Annotated in this window: 11 protein-coding genes; 7 read left to right on the forward strand and 4 right to left on the reverse strand. The window is 65.0% G+C overall.

The features are described from left to right. Positions 1-4 precede the first annotated feature (4 nt). The 5 genes from ACNFHO_RS11290 (at position 5) to ACNFHO_RS11310 (ending at position 5,475) form a co-directional block, all read left to right on the forward strand. The gene (locus ACNFHO_RS11290) at positions 5-874 is read left to right on the forward strand and encodes a LysR family transcriptional regulator (RefSeq protein WP_054891136.1); all 870 of its coding nucleotides are present in this window, start codon (positions 5-7) and stop codon (positions 872-874) included. Between the two features lie 167 nt (positions 875-1,041). Then, complete coding sequence (locus ACNFHO_RS11295; protein ID WP_416766296.1) at positions 1,042-2,100, forward strand: putative 2-aminoethylphosphonate ABC transporter ATP-binding protein; 1,059 nt, start codon at positions 1,042-1,044, stop codon at positions 2,098-2,100. 1 nt (position 2,101) lies between these two features. Beyond that, positions 2,102-3,826, forward strand: coding sequence for a putative 2-aminoethylphosphonate ABC transporter permease subunit (locus ACNFHO_RS11300; protein WP_416766298.1), 1,725 nt, complete (start codon positions 2,102-2,104; stop codon positions 3,824-3,826). 29 nt (positions 3,827-3,855) lie between these two features. Further along, positions 3,856-4,875, forward strand: coding sequence for a putative 2-aminoethylphosphonate ABC transporter substrate-binding protein (locus tag ACNFHO_RS11305; protein WP_063541671.1), 1,020 nt, complete (start codon positions 3,856-3,858; stop codon positions 4,873-4,875). Between the two features lie 51 nt (positions 4,876-4,926). Beyond that, a complete protein-coding gene (locus ACNFHO_RS11310; RefSeq protein ID WP_416766300.1) occupies positions 4,927-5,475 on the forward strand; it encodes a phosphonate degradation HD-domain oxygenase in 549 nt (182 codons plus the stop codon). Between the two features lie 226 nt (positions 5,476-5,701). On the opposite strand, the gene ACNFHO_RS11315 is transcribed toward ACNFHO_RS11310, so the two are convergent. Both ACNFHO_RS11315 and ACNFHO_RS11320 read right to left on the reverse strand, forming a co-directional pair. Continuing rightward, positions 5,702-7,066, reverse strand: a complete 1,365-nt coding sequence (locus ACNFHO_RS11315; RefSeq protein WP_112899439.1) for a GTPase/DUF3482 domain-containing protein — start codon at positions 7,064-7,066, stop codon at positions 5,702-5,704. After that, positions 7,059-8,450, reverse strand: coding sequence for a DUF2868 domain-containing protein (locus tag ACNFHO_RS11320; protein WP_416766302.1), 1,392 nt, complete (start codon positions 8,448-8,450; stop codon positions 7,059-7,061). Before ACNFHO_RS11320 ends, ACNFHO_RS11315 begins: the two co-directional genes overlap by 8 nt. 54 nt (positions 8,451-8,504) lie before the next feature. Here ACNFHO_RS11320 and ACNFHO_RS11325 point away from each other — a divergent pair, with 54 nt between their 5' ends. Beyond that, positions 8,505-9,020, forward strand: coding sequence for a dihydrofolate reductase (locus ACNFHO_RS11325; RefSeq protein WP_054891143.1), 516 nt, complete (start codon positions 8,505-8,507; stop codon positions 9,018-9,020). A 192-nt stretch (positions 9,021-9,212) separates the two neighbouring features. On the opposite strand, the gene ACNFHO_RS11330 is transcribed toward ACNFHO_RS11325, so the two are convergent. Further along, complete coding sequence (locus ACNFHO_RS11330) at positions 9,213-10,604, reverse strand: L-cystine transporter (protein ID WP_054891144.1); 1,392 nt, start codon at positions 10,602-10,604, stop codon at positions 9,213-9,215. A 243-nt stretch (positions 10,605-10,847) separates the two neighbouring features. Between ACNFHO_RS11330 and ACNFHO_RS11335 the strand changes: the two genes are divergently transcribed. Beyond that, positions 10,848-11,903, forward strand: a complete 1,056-nt coding sequence (locus tag ACNFHO_RS11335) for a haloacid dehalogenase-like hydrolase (protein WP_416766509.1) — start codon at positions 10,848-10,850, stop codon at positions 11,901-11,903. Between the two features lie 196 nt (positions 11,904-12,099). Here the strand turns inward: ACNFHO_RS11335 and ilvD are convergent, their stop codons facing one another. Beyond that, complete coding sequence (ilvD, locus tag ACNFHO_RS11340; RefSeq protein WP_054891146.1) at positions 12,100-13,941, reverse strand: dihydroxy-acid dehydratase; 1,842 nt, start codon at positions 13,939-13,941, stop codon at positions 12,100-12,102. Positions 13,942-14,044: the final 103 nt, after the last annotated feature.

Genomic DNA, 14,044 nt, shown 5'->3' on the forward strand with positions numbered 1-14,044 from the left:
TGCCATGCTCGGTTCGGAGCTCAAAGCCTTCTACATGGTGGCCCGCCTGGGCAGCATCACGCTGGCGGCGAAGAAGCTTGGGCTCAGCCAGCCCACGGTGACCACGCAGATCCGCAACCTGGAGAGCCAGTACGCGGTCGAGCTGTTCTATCGGGGCGGCCGACGCCTGGTGCTGAGCGAGGAGGGCGCCAGGCTCCTGCCGCGGGTCAAGGCCTTGTTGCAGCAAGAAGCGGACATCGAGTTCGAACTGCGCAACAGTGGCCAGGCCCAGGGCAGCCTGCGTGTCGCCGCTACCGCGCCGTATTACATTCTCGACCTGGTGAAGGTGTTCCGTGAACGCCTGCCTCAGGTCGAGGTGGCGGTGGAGATCGGCAACTCGCAACAGGTGCTGGAGATGCTCGAGGAGTACCGGGTGGATATCGCCGGCTCGTCGCAGTTGGTCGAGGATGCGCGCCTTGTACGCCGGGTGCTGGGCAGCGATCCGCTGGTCGTGGCCGTGCACCGTAGCCATCCCCTGGCGCAGCGCCAGGCGGTGGGCATCGAAGCCCTCTGCGGGCATTGCCTGTTGATGCGCGAGCCGGGTTCGACCACGCGCAAGCTGACCGAGCAGATGATGCAGGAGGCCGGGGTGAAGGCGGGTGCGCTGCTGGAAATCGGCAGCCGCGAGTCGATCCGCGAAGCGGTGCTGCGCAATATCGGCATCAGTGTCATTGCTCGCCATGAAGTGCCGCTGACCCCGGAGCTGCGGGTGCTGGCGCTGGAGGGTGCGCCGCTGATGCACGAGTACCTGTATTGCCTGAAGGAGCGGCGCCAGGCGCGCTTGCCGGCGGCGTTTCTCGGGGTGGCGCAGGAAGTGGCGGGGGCTCGGTTCTAGATTTCCTGTGGCTTGCCCGCGAAACAGACACCGCGGTGCCGTGCCCGTGTTCGCAGGCGCTCAACCAAAATCCGCCAATGCCACTATCACCCACTTTGCCCTGATCGCCACAGAACCTTCGCACAGCCTTCCTAGCATGGCCCTCATCTCTTCGATGAGGCCCAGCCATGAACCACGCAACCCCGGGCGCACACATGAACGTGCGCGGTATCCACAAGCGTTTTGGCGCGTTCACCGCGCTGAACGACGTGTCCCTGGACATCGCCGCTGGCGAGCTGGTCTGCCTGCTCGGCCCCTCCGGCTGCGGCAAGACCACCCTGCTGCGCTGTATCGCCGGCCTCGAACGCCAGGACCGGGGCTCGTTGTACATCGGTGAGCGGGATATCTCCGAGCTGCCGCCCCAGGCCCGTGATTACGGCATTCTGTTCCAGTCCTATGCCCTGTTCCCCAACCTCACCGTCGAGGCCAATATCGCCTATGGCCTGACGGGCGGCAGCCGCGAGCAGTCGCGTCAGCGGGTCGCCGAAATGCTCGAGTTGGTTGGCCTGGCCGGTAGCGAAAAGAAATATCCCAGCCAGCTCTCCGGTGGCCAGCAACAGCGTGTGGCCCTGGCTCGTGCCTTGGCGCCATCGCCATCGGTGCTGTTGCTCGACGAGCCGATGTCGGCGCTGGATGCGCGGGTGCGCGAGCACTTGTGCACCGAGCTGCGCCAACTGCAGCGCAAGCTGGGCATCACCACCTTGATGGTTACCCACAATCAGGACGAGGCCATGCTGATGGCCGACCGCATCGCGGTGATGAACAACGGGCAGGTCGAGCAGTACGCCTCCCCGCAGGATATCTACGACCGGCCTGCCACACCGTTCGTTGCCGAGTTCGTTGGCCAGGGCAACTGGCTGCCGTTCCAGCGCCATGACGACAGCCACGCCCAGGTGGGCAGCATGAGCATGCGCCTGGCGCCGGGGGCGGTGAGTGCGCGCAGTGGCCGGCTGTTCTGCCGTCCGGAGGCGATCACGGTCAACCCGGTGGTGCACGAGGAGAACCTGTTCCCGGCCAAGGTGCGTGAGCTCACCTTTCTTGGCAACCGCTGCCGCATGAGCTTCGAACTCAAGGCCTTGCCGGGGCACGCGTTGCTCGCGGAGCTGGCGCCCGAAGCCATGCCGCGCCTGGGCTCGCAGGATATCTGGGTGGCCCTGCCACCGCAGAGCCTGCAGGTGTTCGTCTGAGATGGCCGCGTCCATGAGCGTATCGGTGAGCGCCGCCAAGGCCGTACCACGCAGTGGCGTCGCCCTGGGTGATCGATTGTTTGTCGTCGGCGGCAAGAGCCTGCTGTTGCTCCTGCTGTTGCTGGCCGTGCTGATGCCGCTGCTGGCCATCTTCTGGCGTGGTTTCAGCGGCGAGGCGGGCCAGGGCGGTGGCCTGCAGGCGGCCGCCGAGCTGTTTGCCAGCGACAACTTTCGCTGGCTGCTCGGTAACAGCCTGGTGGTGGCCTTCAGCGTAGCGCTGATCGTCGTGCCACTGGCCTACTTGTTCGCCTATGCCCTGCAACGCACGCTGATTCCGGCCAAGGGCCTATGGCGCGGGATTTCACTGCTGCCGCTACTGGCGCCGTCGATGCTGCCGGCCATTGCGCTGGTCTACCTGTTCGGTAACCAGGGCCTGCTGCGCGGGCTGCTGAGCGACAACATATACGGGTTCTGGGGGATCGTGCTTGGCGAAGCGATCTACACCTTCCCGCATGCCTTGATGATCCTGCTGTCAGCGCTGTCGCTGGCCGATGCACGGCTGTTCGACGCAGCCTCGAGCATGGGCGCCGGACCATGGCGGGCGTTTCGCAGCATCACCTGGCCGGCCACGCGCCAGGCGGTGTTCGCCGCGTTCTGCCTGGTGTTCACCTTGACCATTACTGACTTTGGCGTGGCGGTGGTGGTCGGTGGCGACTATCAGGTACTGGCGCTGGAGGCCTACAAGGCGGTGGTCGGCCAGCAGCAGTTCGGCCGTGGCGCCCTGATCGGCATGGTCCTGCTGGTGCCGGCGCTGCTCAGCTTCAGCGTCGATGCCTGGCTGCGCCGCCGCCAGGGCGAGGCGATGAGCGGGCGCGCGCAGGTATTCGAGCCCCAGCCTTCGCGTCGTCGCGATGCCTGCTTCCTGGCCATCGTGGTGCTGGTCTGCGCAGCGCTGCTGGGGGTGATCGGCATGGCGGTGTATTCGTCGCTGGTGACCTTCTGGCCCTATAACCTGACGCTTTCGTTCAAGCACTACCTGTTCGACGAGACCGCCGGTGGCGGCTGGCTGGCCTACCGCAACAGCGTGACCATGGCCCTGTGCTGCGCCGTGATCGGCAGCGTGGTGATCTTCACCGGCACCTACCTGATGGAGAAAACTAAAGGCCAGCGCCTGCTCAACCAAGCCTTGCGCCTGCTCAGCTTCGTACCGATGGCGGTGCCAGGACTCGTCCTGGGCCTGGGCTACGTGTTCTTCTTCAACCTCGCCGGTAACCCGCTGCATGTCTTCTACGGCAGCATGGCGCTGCTGGTGGTCTGCACCATCGCCCACTACCTGACCACCGCCCAGATGACCGCTAGCACTGCGCTGCGCCAGCTCGATGGTGAGTTCGAGGCGGCTGCGCTGTCGCTCAAGGCGCCGCTGTACCGGCATTACCTGCGCGTCACTGTACCGATCTGCCTGCCTGCACTGCTGGATATCGTGCGCTACCTGTTCGTTTCCGGGATGACCACGGTGTCGGCAGCGATCTTCCTCTACAGCCCCGACACGATCCTGGCCGCCGTCGCCGTGCTGAACATGGACGATGCCGGCAACGTTGGCGGTGCTGCGGCGATGTCCACCCTGATCCTGCTCACCAGTGCCACGGCCTCGCTGCTGCTGGCGGGGGCTTCACGCGGCCTGTTGCGCCGCTCCCAGGCCTGGCGCCAGCGCGCGCCCAAACCCTGATTCGACTGTCCACCTAAAGGAGCTGCTTCATGTTCAAGCCACTTGCCCTTGTTGCTGCCGTATCTGCCGTGTTCAGCCTGCAGGCCTCGGCCGCCACCCAGCTGACCGTCTACACCGCCCTGGAAGCCGAGCAGCTCAAGAGCTACAAGCAGGCCTTCGAGAAGGCCAACCCGGATATCGAGATCAAATGGGTGCGTGACTCCACCGGCATCATCACCGCCAAGCTGCTGGCGGAGAAGGATCGTCCGCAGGCTGACGCGGTGTGGGGCCTGGCGGCTTCGAGCCTGGCCATTCTCGATCAGAACGGCATGCTTGATGCCTACGCGCCGAAAGACCTGGGCAAGATCGCACCCAATTACCGCGACGCGGCCAACCCGCCAGCCTGGGTGGGGATGGACGTGTGGGCCGCGACGATCTGCTTCAACACCATCGAGGCCGAGAAGCAGGGCCTGAGCAAGCCCGTGAGTTGGCAGGACCTGACCAAGCCTGAGTACAAGGGCAAGATCGTCATGCCCAACCCGGCCTCCTCCGGCACCGGCTTCCTCGATGTCAGCGCCTGGCTGCAGACGTTCGGCGAACCGCAGGGCTGGGCCTACATGGATGCCCTGCACCAGAACATCGGCCAGTACGTTCATTCCGGCTCCAAGCCCTGCAAGTTGGCGGCGGCGGGCGAGTTCCCGATCGGCATCTCGTTCGAGTACCCGGCCGTACAGCTCAAGCGCCAGGGCGCGCCGCTGGACATCGTGCTGCCCAAGGAAGGGCTCGGCTGGGAAATCGAGGCCACCGCGGTGATCAAGGGCACGCCTAAGGCCGATGCCGCGCGACGCCTGGCCGATTTCTCGGCGAGCCCTGCGGCCATGGAGCTGTACAAGGAGAACTTCGCCGTACTCGCCGCGCCTGGGATTGCCAAGCCGCAGACGGAGCTGCCTGCCGACTACGAGCAACGCCTGATCAAGAACGACTTTGCCTGGGCGTCGAAGCACCGCGACCAGATCCTGGCCGAGTGGCGCAAGCGCTACGACGGCAAGTCGGAGAAGGCGGCGCAGTAAGTCGAACGACATTCAGCAGGTCTATCCTCACCACGCCAGGACCCTATCGCCATGCCGACTCCAGCCCAGATCATCGACAACACCTTCGCCTTGTATGAGAGCCACGGCGCTGACGACTACATCGGCGAGGCCATCACCCAGATCGAGCACATGTCCCAGGCTGCGCAACGGGCCATGGCCGAGGGCTTCGACGACGAGGTGGTGCTCGCTGCGTTCTTCCACGATATCGGCCACCTGTGCGGTGGCGACGCCAGCATGGGCGGTTATGGTGTGGTCAGCCATGAGCGTATCGGCGCCGAGTACCTGCGCCGTTGCGGCTTCGGTGAGCGCATGGCGCGATTGGTGGAGTTCCACGTCGAGGCCAAGCGCTACCTGACCTTACGCAAGCCGGGATACTACGAACGGCTGAGCGAGGCGAGTCGGCGCACCTTGGGTTACCAGGGGGGCGTGATGAGCGATGCCGAGGCCGATGCCTTCGAGCGTGATCCGCTGTTTGCGGTGAGCCTGCGCATGCGTGAGTGGGATGAGATGGCCAAGGAGGTTGGGGTGCCGGTGCTGGATATGGCGGTGCTGAAGGAGAAGGCGCTGGCCCTGATCTGAGATTGGGTGCACTCGTTAGCGCGTAGGAGCACCTGTCTTGCTCAAAATCTGAGGCCTGCCCAATCCCTGTGGGAGCGGGCTTGTCCCGCGAAAGGAACACCGCGATGCATGGCACCGGCTACGCCGGTGATCGCGGGACAAGTCGCAGCGGCGAACCGCCTCTCCCACCGGGATTGGGCAGGCCTCAGATTTTTGAGCAAGACAGTTGCTCTCACAGGGGAGCGCTTCAGATCTGTGACACCAACGCCTCAAGCTGTTCCTGGCGCTCGGCCTGGTTCACCCGTGCGCCCGGATTGAGCGTCGACCATTGTGGATGCGCCCGCGCCTTGGTCAACGCCTCTGGCAATTTGCCCTCGCGCCAGGCCTTTTCATCCAGCTCGCCCAGCCGCACCCTGTCCTGTGCGGCATGGCCACGGCTGTCCAAGGCGAGCATCAGCTGCTGTTGCCGCAGCGCCAGCAGACGCAGCACGCTGTCATCCACGGTCAGTTCACGCTGGCCCTTGAGCTTGCCCAGCAACCGCGATCCATAATTACGCGCGGTTTGCAGTGCGCCTCCGGCAATGGCGCCCGCCAGCGCGGCAGCGCCGAGGGTCAGACCACCGACCAGCAGATCGACACCCGCACCGGCCGCGGCTCCGGCGGCGACACCGCTGCCCAGGCGTACGCCCAGCAGCTTCAGGGTCTCGGGGTTGAACAGGTCATCGCCCCAGCGACCGTCCAGCAACGGCAGGTCGCCGGCATTGGCGTCTTCACGACGGAAGGCATAGAGCTTGAGCAGCGCCTCGACACAGCGCTGCTCACGTTGTCGAACATCTTGGCGCAGCGCTTCGATGGCCTTGGCTTCAGCGGCAGGCTCTGCCTCGACGCTGCGCCGGCAGGCGGCGCAGTCCAGCAGCAGCTCAGCGATCAGGCGTTTGCCGCTGTGCTGGCGGGCCAGGCGCTGGGCCTGCTGGTCGTCGATCAAGCGCTGCAAGGCGGGGCGCGATGTCTCCAGCAGCAGGGCGAGGCTCTCGTAGAGGCGTCGCTCGCCGTCCTCGGGCGGGGCCACGCTGTCGAACCGCACCAGCGCGTGCAGGCCCAGGCGGGCCAGGGCTTCGCGCCATTCTGGCTCGCGGTGCTGGCTACTGGCGACGAAGTTGAGCACGGGCAGCAGCGGCTTGCCGCAGCCGGCGAGTACCTCCAGCTCGTCGCGGTACTTGGCCAGTACCGGCTCGCGTGCATCGATCACATAGAGGCCGGCATTGCTCGCCTGTAACTGACGCAGCACCTTGGCTTCCTGTTCGAAGCGCTGGCGCGCCTCGCTACCCTGGAGAAAGCGCTCCAGGCGGGCCGGGCCGTCAAGGCGTTCACCGGGGCGCTCCAGGCGCTCCAGATAGTCGAGCAGGGCAATGGCGTCTTCCAGGCCGGGGGTGTCGTAGAGCTCGAGCAAGGGCTCGCCGTCCACCGACAGCCGCGCGCCTTCGACATGGCGGGTGGTGCTGGGGCGATGGGATACCTCACCAAATCCGACATCGCGGGTGAGGGTGCGCAGCAGCGAGGTCTTGCCGACGTTGGTGTGGCCGACCACGGCCAGCTTGAGCGGATCAGTCATGGCCATGCTCCAGCCAGGTCAGGGGCGAGGTGTCGGCGTGGTGCAGGCCAAGGCGGTCGAGGGCTTCGTGCCAGTCGCCCAGGCGAGCGGCGTCCATTGCCTGGCCAGGCAGGGCCTGGAGCAACCAGATGCGCGTGGCGCCTGCGTTGCGCGCGAGCTCGGCGAGCAACGCCAGGCTGCCACGATCAGGCGAGCGGCGCGGGTCGCAGGCGATGGCCAGGCGCGCCGGTGGGAAGCGGCTGAGTTGTTCGAGCAGTTTGTTGCGTGATTCGCGGCTGTCGAGCACGCCTGCGTTGGTCACCGTGCTTGGCAGCGTGGGCGGCCAGGCGCGCTGGTCATCCAGCTCCAGGCCCACCAGCAGAGCGCCGCTGCTGCCAGTTTCCAGTTGGCCCGCCTCGAACTGCGGCAGGTACTCGGGGGCGGCGTCCTGTACACCGATGCGTTCGCTGCGCGGCATCAGCGCGTCACGCAGTTGTGCATGGCCTGGCAGGCTGAGATCCAGGGCCAGTTGCCTGCGGCCCTGGCGCCAGCGCCACAGGCACAGGGTCGCCAGCAACAGGCGGGGCAGCAGGCCGTACACCAGCACCACGCCGAGCAGCCAACTGGCCCAGGCCTGGCGGGCGATGTCCAGGCTCGGCAGGGTCGCGCCGCTGGCGCGGATCATGCTCTCGTCGGGAATGCTGAAGCCCAGCAGCGAGGGCAGGGCGCCGAGGGCGTTGGTCAGGGCGATGAAGGGTTCGGCTGCGAGCAGGGTGGTCTCCCAGACGAAGCCGTAGCGTCGGGCCGCCAGCAGCGCCAGCAGCATGCCCAGCGCCGCGCTCATCGCCAGCAGCCACAGGCCATGTACCAGCAGGCCAAGCAGCCAGCGATTGAGGCGCTTGCGCTGCAGCAGCACCAGCAGGGCGGGGGCCAGGTGCACGGCCTTGGCATCTCGGGCGAAGCGTTCGCTGAGCCACAGCCAGAGCCGGCCCAGGGTTGCGCCCTGCTCACCTGCGAAGAAGAAGCCCAGGGCCCAGCCGACCAGCAACACCAGGTTCAGGCCCAACAGGCTGCCCAGCGCCCAGAACACATTCACCGGGCGTTGGCCGTCACCCAGCGCCGCAAGGCCGAGGCCGGCGCCGCTGAGCACGGCGACGATCATCAGGGCCAGCAGGGCCAGGCGTGCACCCTGCTTCCAGTGGCGCAAGGCCTGGGTCATGCCGTCGCGCTCGGCCAGCCACAAGGCGCGGTGCTCGATGCGTGCCGCCAGGTCGCCGCCCTGCTGGCGCGCGCGACGGTTGGCTTCCTGGTCTTCCAGGGGGCCGGCGTGTTCTTCACGCAGGCGCACCGCTTCGGTGAGCCAGCGTTTGTCCAGTTCGGTCGGTGCAGTCACAAGGTCTTCCATTGCACGGGTCGAGGCCCAAGCATAACCCACGTGCCGAGTGCTATCCTCGCCGTCATGAACACATCACTTCCCCTCAGCCTGATCGCGGCACTCGCCGAGAACCGCGTGATCGGCATCGACAACTCCATGCCCTGGCACCTGCCGGGGGACTTCAAGTACTTCAAGGCCACCACCCTGGGCAAGCCGATCATCATGGGGCGCAAGACCTGGGATTCGCTCGGGCGACCACTGCCGGGGCGCTTGAACATCGTCGTCAGCCGCCAGCCCGGGTTGACGCTGGCGGGCGCCGAGGTGTTCGCCTCGCTGGAGGCAGCGGTGGTGCGTGCCGAGCAGTGGGCGCGCGAGCAGGGGGTTGGTGAGCTGATGCTGATCGGCGGCGCGCAGCTCTACGGGCAGGCGCTGGAGAAGGGGCTGGTAAGCCGGATGTACCTGACGCGTGTGGAGCTTGCGCCTGAAGGGGATGCCTGGTTCCCGGCGTTCGACGCGGCGCAGTGGACGCTGGCATCGACCGAGCGGCAGGTCGAGGAAGGCAAGCCGGTCTATCACTTCGAGGTGTGGGACAAGCGTTAGGCTCTGTCTGAAATGTATCTGCACTCGCCCATACTGCGTTGAAACGAGGCTCGGAATGCTCATGTACTCCAGTACACTGCGCTTCCGAGCCCCGTTTCGCCTTGTCTGGCCTTCGCGCAGACACATTTCAGACAGACCCTAGAGCTTTTTCTGTGGAAGCGGGTTCGTCCGCTCCCACAGGGCAAGTGTTGCTCAGGAGTGACTCAGCTCGGCATGCTCGTCTCCGGCCAGCACTTGCTGGTCGGTCTGCTTGAGCAGTTGGCTGGTCACCACGCCGGCAGTCATCGAGCCGTTCACGTTCAATGCAGTACGGCCCATGTCGATCAGCGGCTCGACCGAGATCAGCAGCGCCACCAGCTCGACCGGCAGGCCCATGGCCGGCAGCACGATCAGCGCGGCGAAGGTCGCGCCGCCACCGACCCCGGCAACCCCCGCCGAGCTCAGGGTGACGATGGCCACCAGGGTTGCGATCCACAGCGGATCGAACGTGTCGATGCCCACGGCCGGCGCCACCATGACCGCCAGCATTGCCGGATACAGGCCGGCGCAGCCGTTCTGGCCGATGGTTGCGCCGAACGATGCGCTGAAGCTGGCGATCGACTGCGGTACGCCCAGGCGGCGAGTCTGCGCCTCGATGTTCAGCGGGATGCTGGCGGCGCTGGAGCGGCTGGTGAAGGCAAAGGTCAGCACCGGCCAGACTTTGCGGAAGAAGCGCAGCGGGCTGACGCCAGTGATCGCCAGGATCACCCCGTGTACCACGAACATCAGCCCCAGGCCGATGTACGACACCACGACGAAGCTGCCCAGCTTGAGGATGTCATCGAGGTTCGAGCTGGCCACCACCTTGGTCATCAGCGCCAGGACGCCATAAGGCGTGAGCTTCATCACCAGGCGCACCAGGCGCATGACCCAGGCCTGCAGCACGTCGATGGCCGACAGGGCGCGCTCGCCCTTGTCCTTGTCGTCCTTGATCAGTTGCAGAGCGGCAAGGCCCAGAAACACGGCGAAGATCACCACGCTGATGATCGAGGTCGGCTTGGCCCGGGCCAGGTCGCCCACCGGGTTGCTGGGAATGAACGACAGCAGCAGTTGCGGGATGTTGAGGTCGGCGACCTTGCCTGCGTAGTCGCTGTTGATGGCTTGCAGGCGAGCTGTTTCCTGGACGCCGGCGACCAGGCCCTCGGCACTGAGGCCGAACAGGTTGGTCAGGGCGATGCCGATCAGTGCGGCGATGGCTGTGGTCAGCAGCAGGGTACCGATGCTCAGCACGCTGATCCGGCCAAGGGCCGAGGCATTGTGCAGGCGTGCCACCGCGCTGAGGATCGAGGCGAAGATCAGCGGCATGACGATCATCTGCAGCAAGCCGACATAGCCGTTGCCGACCAGGTCGAGCCAGGCGATGGTTGCCTTGAGCACCGGATGGCCAGCGCCGTACAGGCTGTGCAACACCAGCCCGAACAGAACGCCCAGCACCAGACCAAGCAGCACTTTTTTCGCCAGGCTCCAGTCGGTACGGCGGGTTTGCGCCAGGCCCAGCAGCAGGGCCAGGAACGCCAGCAGGTTGAGGGAAAGCGGCAGGTTCATTGAAGCTCCGTGAAGCAAAAATAGGGATCGCCTCTGTGAGCGATTGCGAACGGAAATGCTAACAGTCTGAAAAGAAACGAATTTATATCTAAAGGTAATTTAGATAGTCGCTAATGGAATAACGCGCTGTCGCCGTTGGCAATGAACATGCCGTTTCGGGCTCTCTCGAGGTCGGTGCCAGACGTCTGCCTGTCATGCAGGCGGTCTAGGCTTCAGCGGCCATGTCTCTGGAGAACGCACATGATGTCTGCTCCGAAACTTCTCGCGGGCGGTCTCGCCCTGCTGCTCAGCGCCAGCACCTGGGCGGCAACCGAACTCAAGCACTGGCCCGCCGAGGCCGCCAAACAGCTCGACACGATGATCGCTGCCAATGCCCACAAGGGTAACTACGCGGTCTTCGACATGGACAACACCAGCTATCGCTACGACCTTGAGGAAGCGCTGCTGCCGTTCATGGAGAACAAAGGCCTGCTGACTCGTGACAAGCTCGACCCTTCTTTGAAGCTGATCCCGTTCAAGGATACCGCCGAGCACAAGGAGAGCCTGTTCAGCTACTACTATCGCCTGTGCGAAATCGATGACATGGTCTGCTACCCCTGGGTGGCACAGGTGTTCTCGGGCTTCACGCTCAAGGAGCTGAAGGTTCAGGTCGATGAGCTGATGGCCTTGAACAAGCCTGTCCCCAGCACCTACTTCGAAGGCAATCAGGTCAAGACCATCGAGGTGCAGCCGCCGAAGGTCTTCACCGGCCAGGCCGAGCTGTACAACAAGCTGATGGAGAACGGCATCGAGGTCTATGTGATCTCGGCCGCGTCCGAGGAGCTGGTGCGCATGGTCGCGTCCGATCCCAAGTACGGCTACAACGTCAAGCCTCAGAACGTAATCGGCGTCAGCCTGCTGCTCAAGGACCGCGCCAGCGGCGAGCTGACCACGGCGCGCAAGCAGATCAGCGAAGGCCACTATGATGCCAAGGCCAACGAGGGCCTGGAGTTGACGCCCTACCTGTGGACCCCGGCCACCTGGATGGCCGGCAAGCAGGCGGCCATCCTGACTTACATCGATGAGTGGAAGCGGCCGGTGCTGGTAGGCGGCGATACGCCAACCAGCGACGGCTACATGCAGTTCCATGGGGTCGACGTGGGCAAGGGCGGTATCCACCTGTGGATAAATCGCAAGGCCAAGTATATGGACCAGTTGAACGGAATGATCGCCAAGCATGCGGCGGCGCAAGCGAAGGAAGGGCTGCCGGTGACGGCGGACAAGAACTGGGTGATCGTGACGCCGGAGCAGATTCAGTAAGCGTTGTAGCGGCTATGCCGGCCTCTTCGCGGGTAAACCCGCTCCCACAGATACTGCGCAGGCCTTGAAGACTATGAGACATCTGTGGGAGCGGCGGTTCGGCGCCCGACTTGCCCGCGAAGAGGCCGATACTTTTCCACAGGCATAAAAAAACCGGCGCTCAAGGCGCCGGTTTTTCATTCATGCCCTGAAAGCCTCACAGCCCGTCGAGCATCGCCTTGTTCCGCACAGCACCCTTGTCGGCGCTGGTCGCCAGCAGGGCGTAGGCCTTCAGTGCAGTGGTCACCTTACGTGGGCGCACTTCGGCAGGTTTCCAGCCCTTCTTGTCCTGCTCGACACGGCGTGCAGCCAACTCTTCGTCGCTGACCAGCAGGTTGATCGAGCGGTTCGGAATGTCGATCAGCACTTTGTCACCGTCCTTGACCAGGCCGATGGCACCGCCCGAGGCCGCTTCCGGCGAAGCGTGGCCGATCGACAGGCCCGAAGTGCCGCCGGAGAAGCGGCCGTCGGTGAGCAGGGCGCAGGCCTTGCCCAGGCCCTTGGACTTCAGGTACGAGGTCGGATAGAGCATTTCTTGCATGCCTGGGCCGCCTTTCGGGCCTTCGTAGCGGATGATCACGATGTCGCCGGCCTTCACTTCGTCGGCGAGGATGCCGCGCACGGCGCTGTCCTGGCTTTCGAAGATCTTCGCGGTGCCTTCGAACACGTGGATCGACTCGTCGACGCCTGCGGTCTTGACCACGCAACCGTCCAGGGCGATGTTGCCGTACAGCACGGCCAGGCCGCCTTCCTGCGAGTAGGCGTGTTCGAAGCTGCGGATGCAGCCGTTCTCGCGGTCGTCGTCGAGGGTTTCCCAGCGGGTCGACTGGCTGAACGCGGTCTGGGTCGGGATACCGGCCGGGCCAGCCTTGAAGAAGGTGTGCACGGCTTCGTCATCGGTCTGGGTGATGTCCCACTTGGCGATGGCTTCTTCCATGCTGCGGCTGTGCACGGTCGGCAGGTCGGTGTGCAACAGGCCGCCACGGGCCAGCGAGCCGAGGATGCTGAAGATACCGCCGGCGCGGTGGACGTCCTCCATGTGGTACTTCTGGATGTTCGGCGCCACCTTGCACAGCTGCGGCACCTTGCGCGACAGGCGATCGATGTCGCGCAGGTCGAAGTCGACCTCCGCTTCCTGGGCGGCAGCCAGCAGGTGCAGGATGGTGTTGGTCGAACCGCCCATGGCGATGTCGAGCATCATGGCGTTCTCGAACGCCTTGAAGTTGGCGATGTTGCGCGGCAGTACCGACTCGTCGTTCTCGCCGTAGTAGCGTTTGCACAGCTCGACGATGGTGCGTCCGGCGGTAAGGAACAGCTGCTCGCGGTCGGCGTGGGTGGCCAGGGTGGAGCCGTTGCCCGGCAGGGCGAGCCCCAGGGCTTCGGTCAGGCAGTTCATCGAGTTGGCGGTGAACATGCCGGAGCACGAACCGCAGGTCGGGCAGGCGCTGCGCTCGTACTCGGCGACCTTTTCGTCACTGGCGGTCGAGTCGGCGGCGATGACCATGGCGTCGACCAGGTCCAGGCCGTGGCTGGCCAGCTTGGTCTTGCCGGCTTCCATCGGGCCGCCGGAGACGAAGATCACTGGAATGTTCAGGCGCAGGGCAGCCATCAGCATGCCGGGGGTGATCTTGTCGCAGTTGGAGATGCAGACGATGGCGTCGGCGCAGTGGGCGTTGACCATGTACTCGACGGCGTCGGCGATGATCTCGCGGCTCGGCAGCGAGTACAGCATGCCGTCGTGGCCCATGGCGATGCCGTCGTCGACGGCGATGGTGTTGAATTCCTTGGCCACGCCACCGGCGCGCTCGATCTCGCGGGCGACCAGTTGGCCCAGGTCTTTCAGGTGCACGTGGCCCGGAACGAACTGGGTGAACGAGTTGGCGATGGCAATGATCGGTTTCTTGAAGTCTTCGTCCTTCATCCCGGTGGCGCGCCACAGTGCGCGGGCACCCGCCATGTTGCGGCCCTGGGTGGAAGTCTTGGAACGATAATCAGGCATGAAGCACTCCTGGCGGCTTGATCAGGTCTCTGGAAAAGGGAGTGAGCTTCTCTTGTCCTTTGCGCCGAAGGCCGGTTGCCGCTGGCACGGATGGGGCCGAAGA

It is taken from the genome of Pseudomonas sp. NY15374 (assembly GCF_048068255.1).
GTDB lineage: Bacteria > Pseudomonadota > Gammaproteobacteria > Pseudomonadales > Pseudomonadaceae > Aquipseudomonas > Aquipseudomonas machongensis.

Bases quoted from the DNA above. Each gene is read 5' to 3' on its own strand.
- ACNFHO_RS11290 (WP_054891136.1), top strand. From the start codon at position 5: ATGCTCGGTTCGGAGCTCAAAGCCTTCTACATGGTGGCCCGCCTGGGC.
- ACNFHO_RS11295 (WP_416766296.1), top strand. From the start codon at position 1,042: ATGAACCACGCAACCCCGGGCGCACACATGAACGTGCGCGGTATCCAC.
- ACNFHO_RS11300 (WP_416766298.1), top strand. From the start codon at position 2,102: ATGGCCGCGTCCATGAGCGTATCGGTGAGCGCCGCCAAGGCCGTACCA.
- ACNFHO_RS11305 (WP_063541671.1), top strand. From the start codon at position 3,856: ATGTTCAAGCCACTTGCCCTTGTTGCTGCCGTATCTGCCGTGTTCAGC.
- ACNFHO_RS11310 (WP_416766300.1), top strand. From the start codon at position 4,927: ATGCCGACTCCAGCCCAGATCATCGACAACACCTTCGCCTTGTATGAG.
- ACNFHO_RS11315 (WP_112899439.1), bottom strand. From the start codon at position 7,066: ATGACTGATCCGCTCAAGCTGGCCGTGGTCGGCCACACCAACGTCGGC.
- ACNFHO_RS11320 (WP_416766302.1), bottom strand. From the start codon at position 8,450: ATGGAAGACCTTGTGACTGCACCGACCGAACTGGACAAACGCTGGCTC.
- ACNFHO_RS11325 (WP_054891143.1), top strand. From the start codon at position 8,505: ATGAACACATCACTTCCCCTCAGCCTGATCGCGGCACTCGCCGAGAAC.
- ACNFHO_RS11330 (WP_054891144.1), bottom strand. From the start codon at position 10,604: ATGAACCTGCCGCTTTCCCTCAACCTGCTGGCGTTCCTGGCCCTGCTG.
- ACNFHO_RS11335 (WP_416766509.1), top strand. From the start codon at position 10,848: ATGTCTGCTCCGAAACTTCTCGCGGGCGGTCTCGCCCTGCTGCTCAGC.
- ilvD (WP_054891146.1), bottom strand. From the start codon at position 13,941: ATGCCTGATTATCGTTCCAAGACTTCCACCCAGGGCCGCAACATGGCG.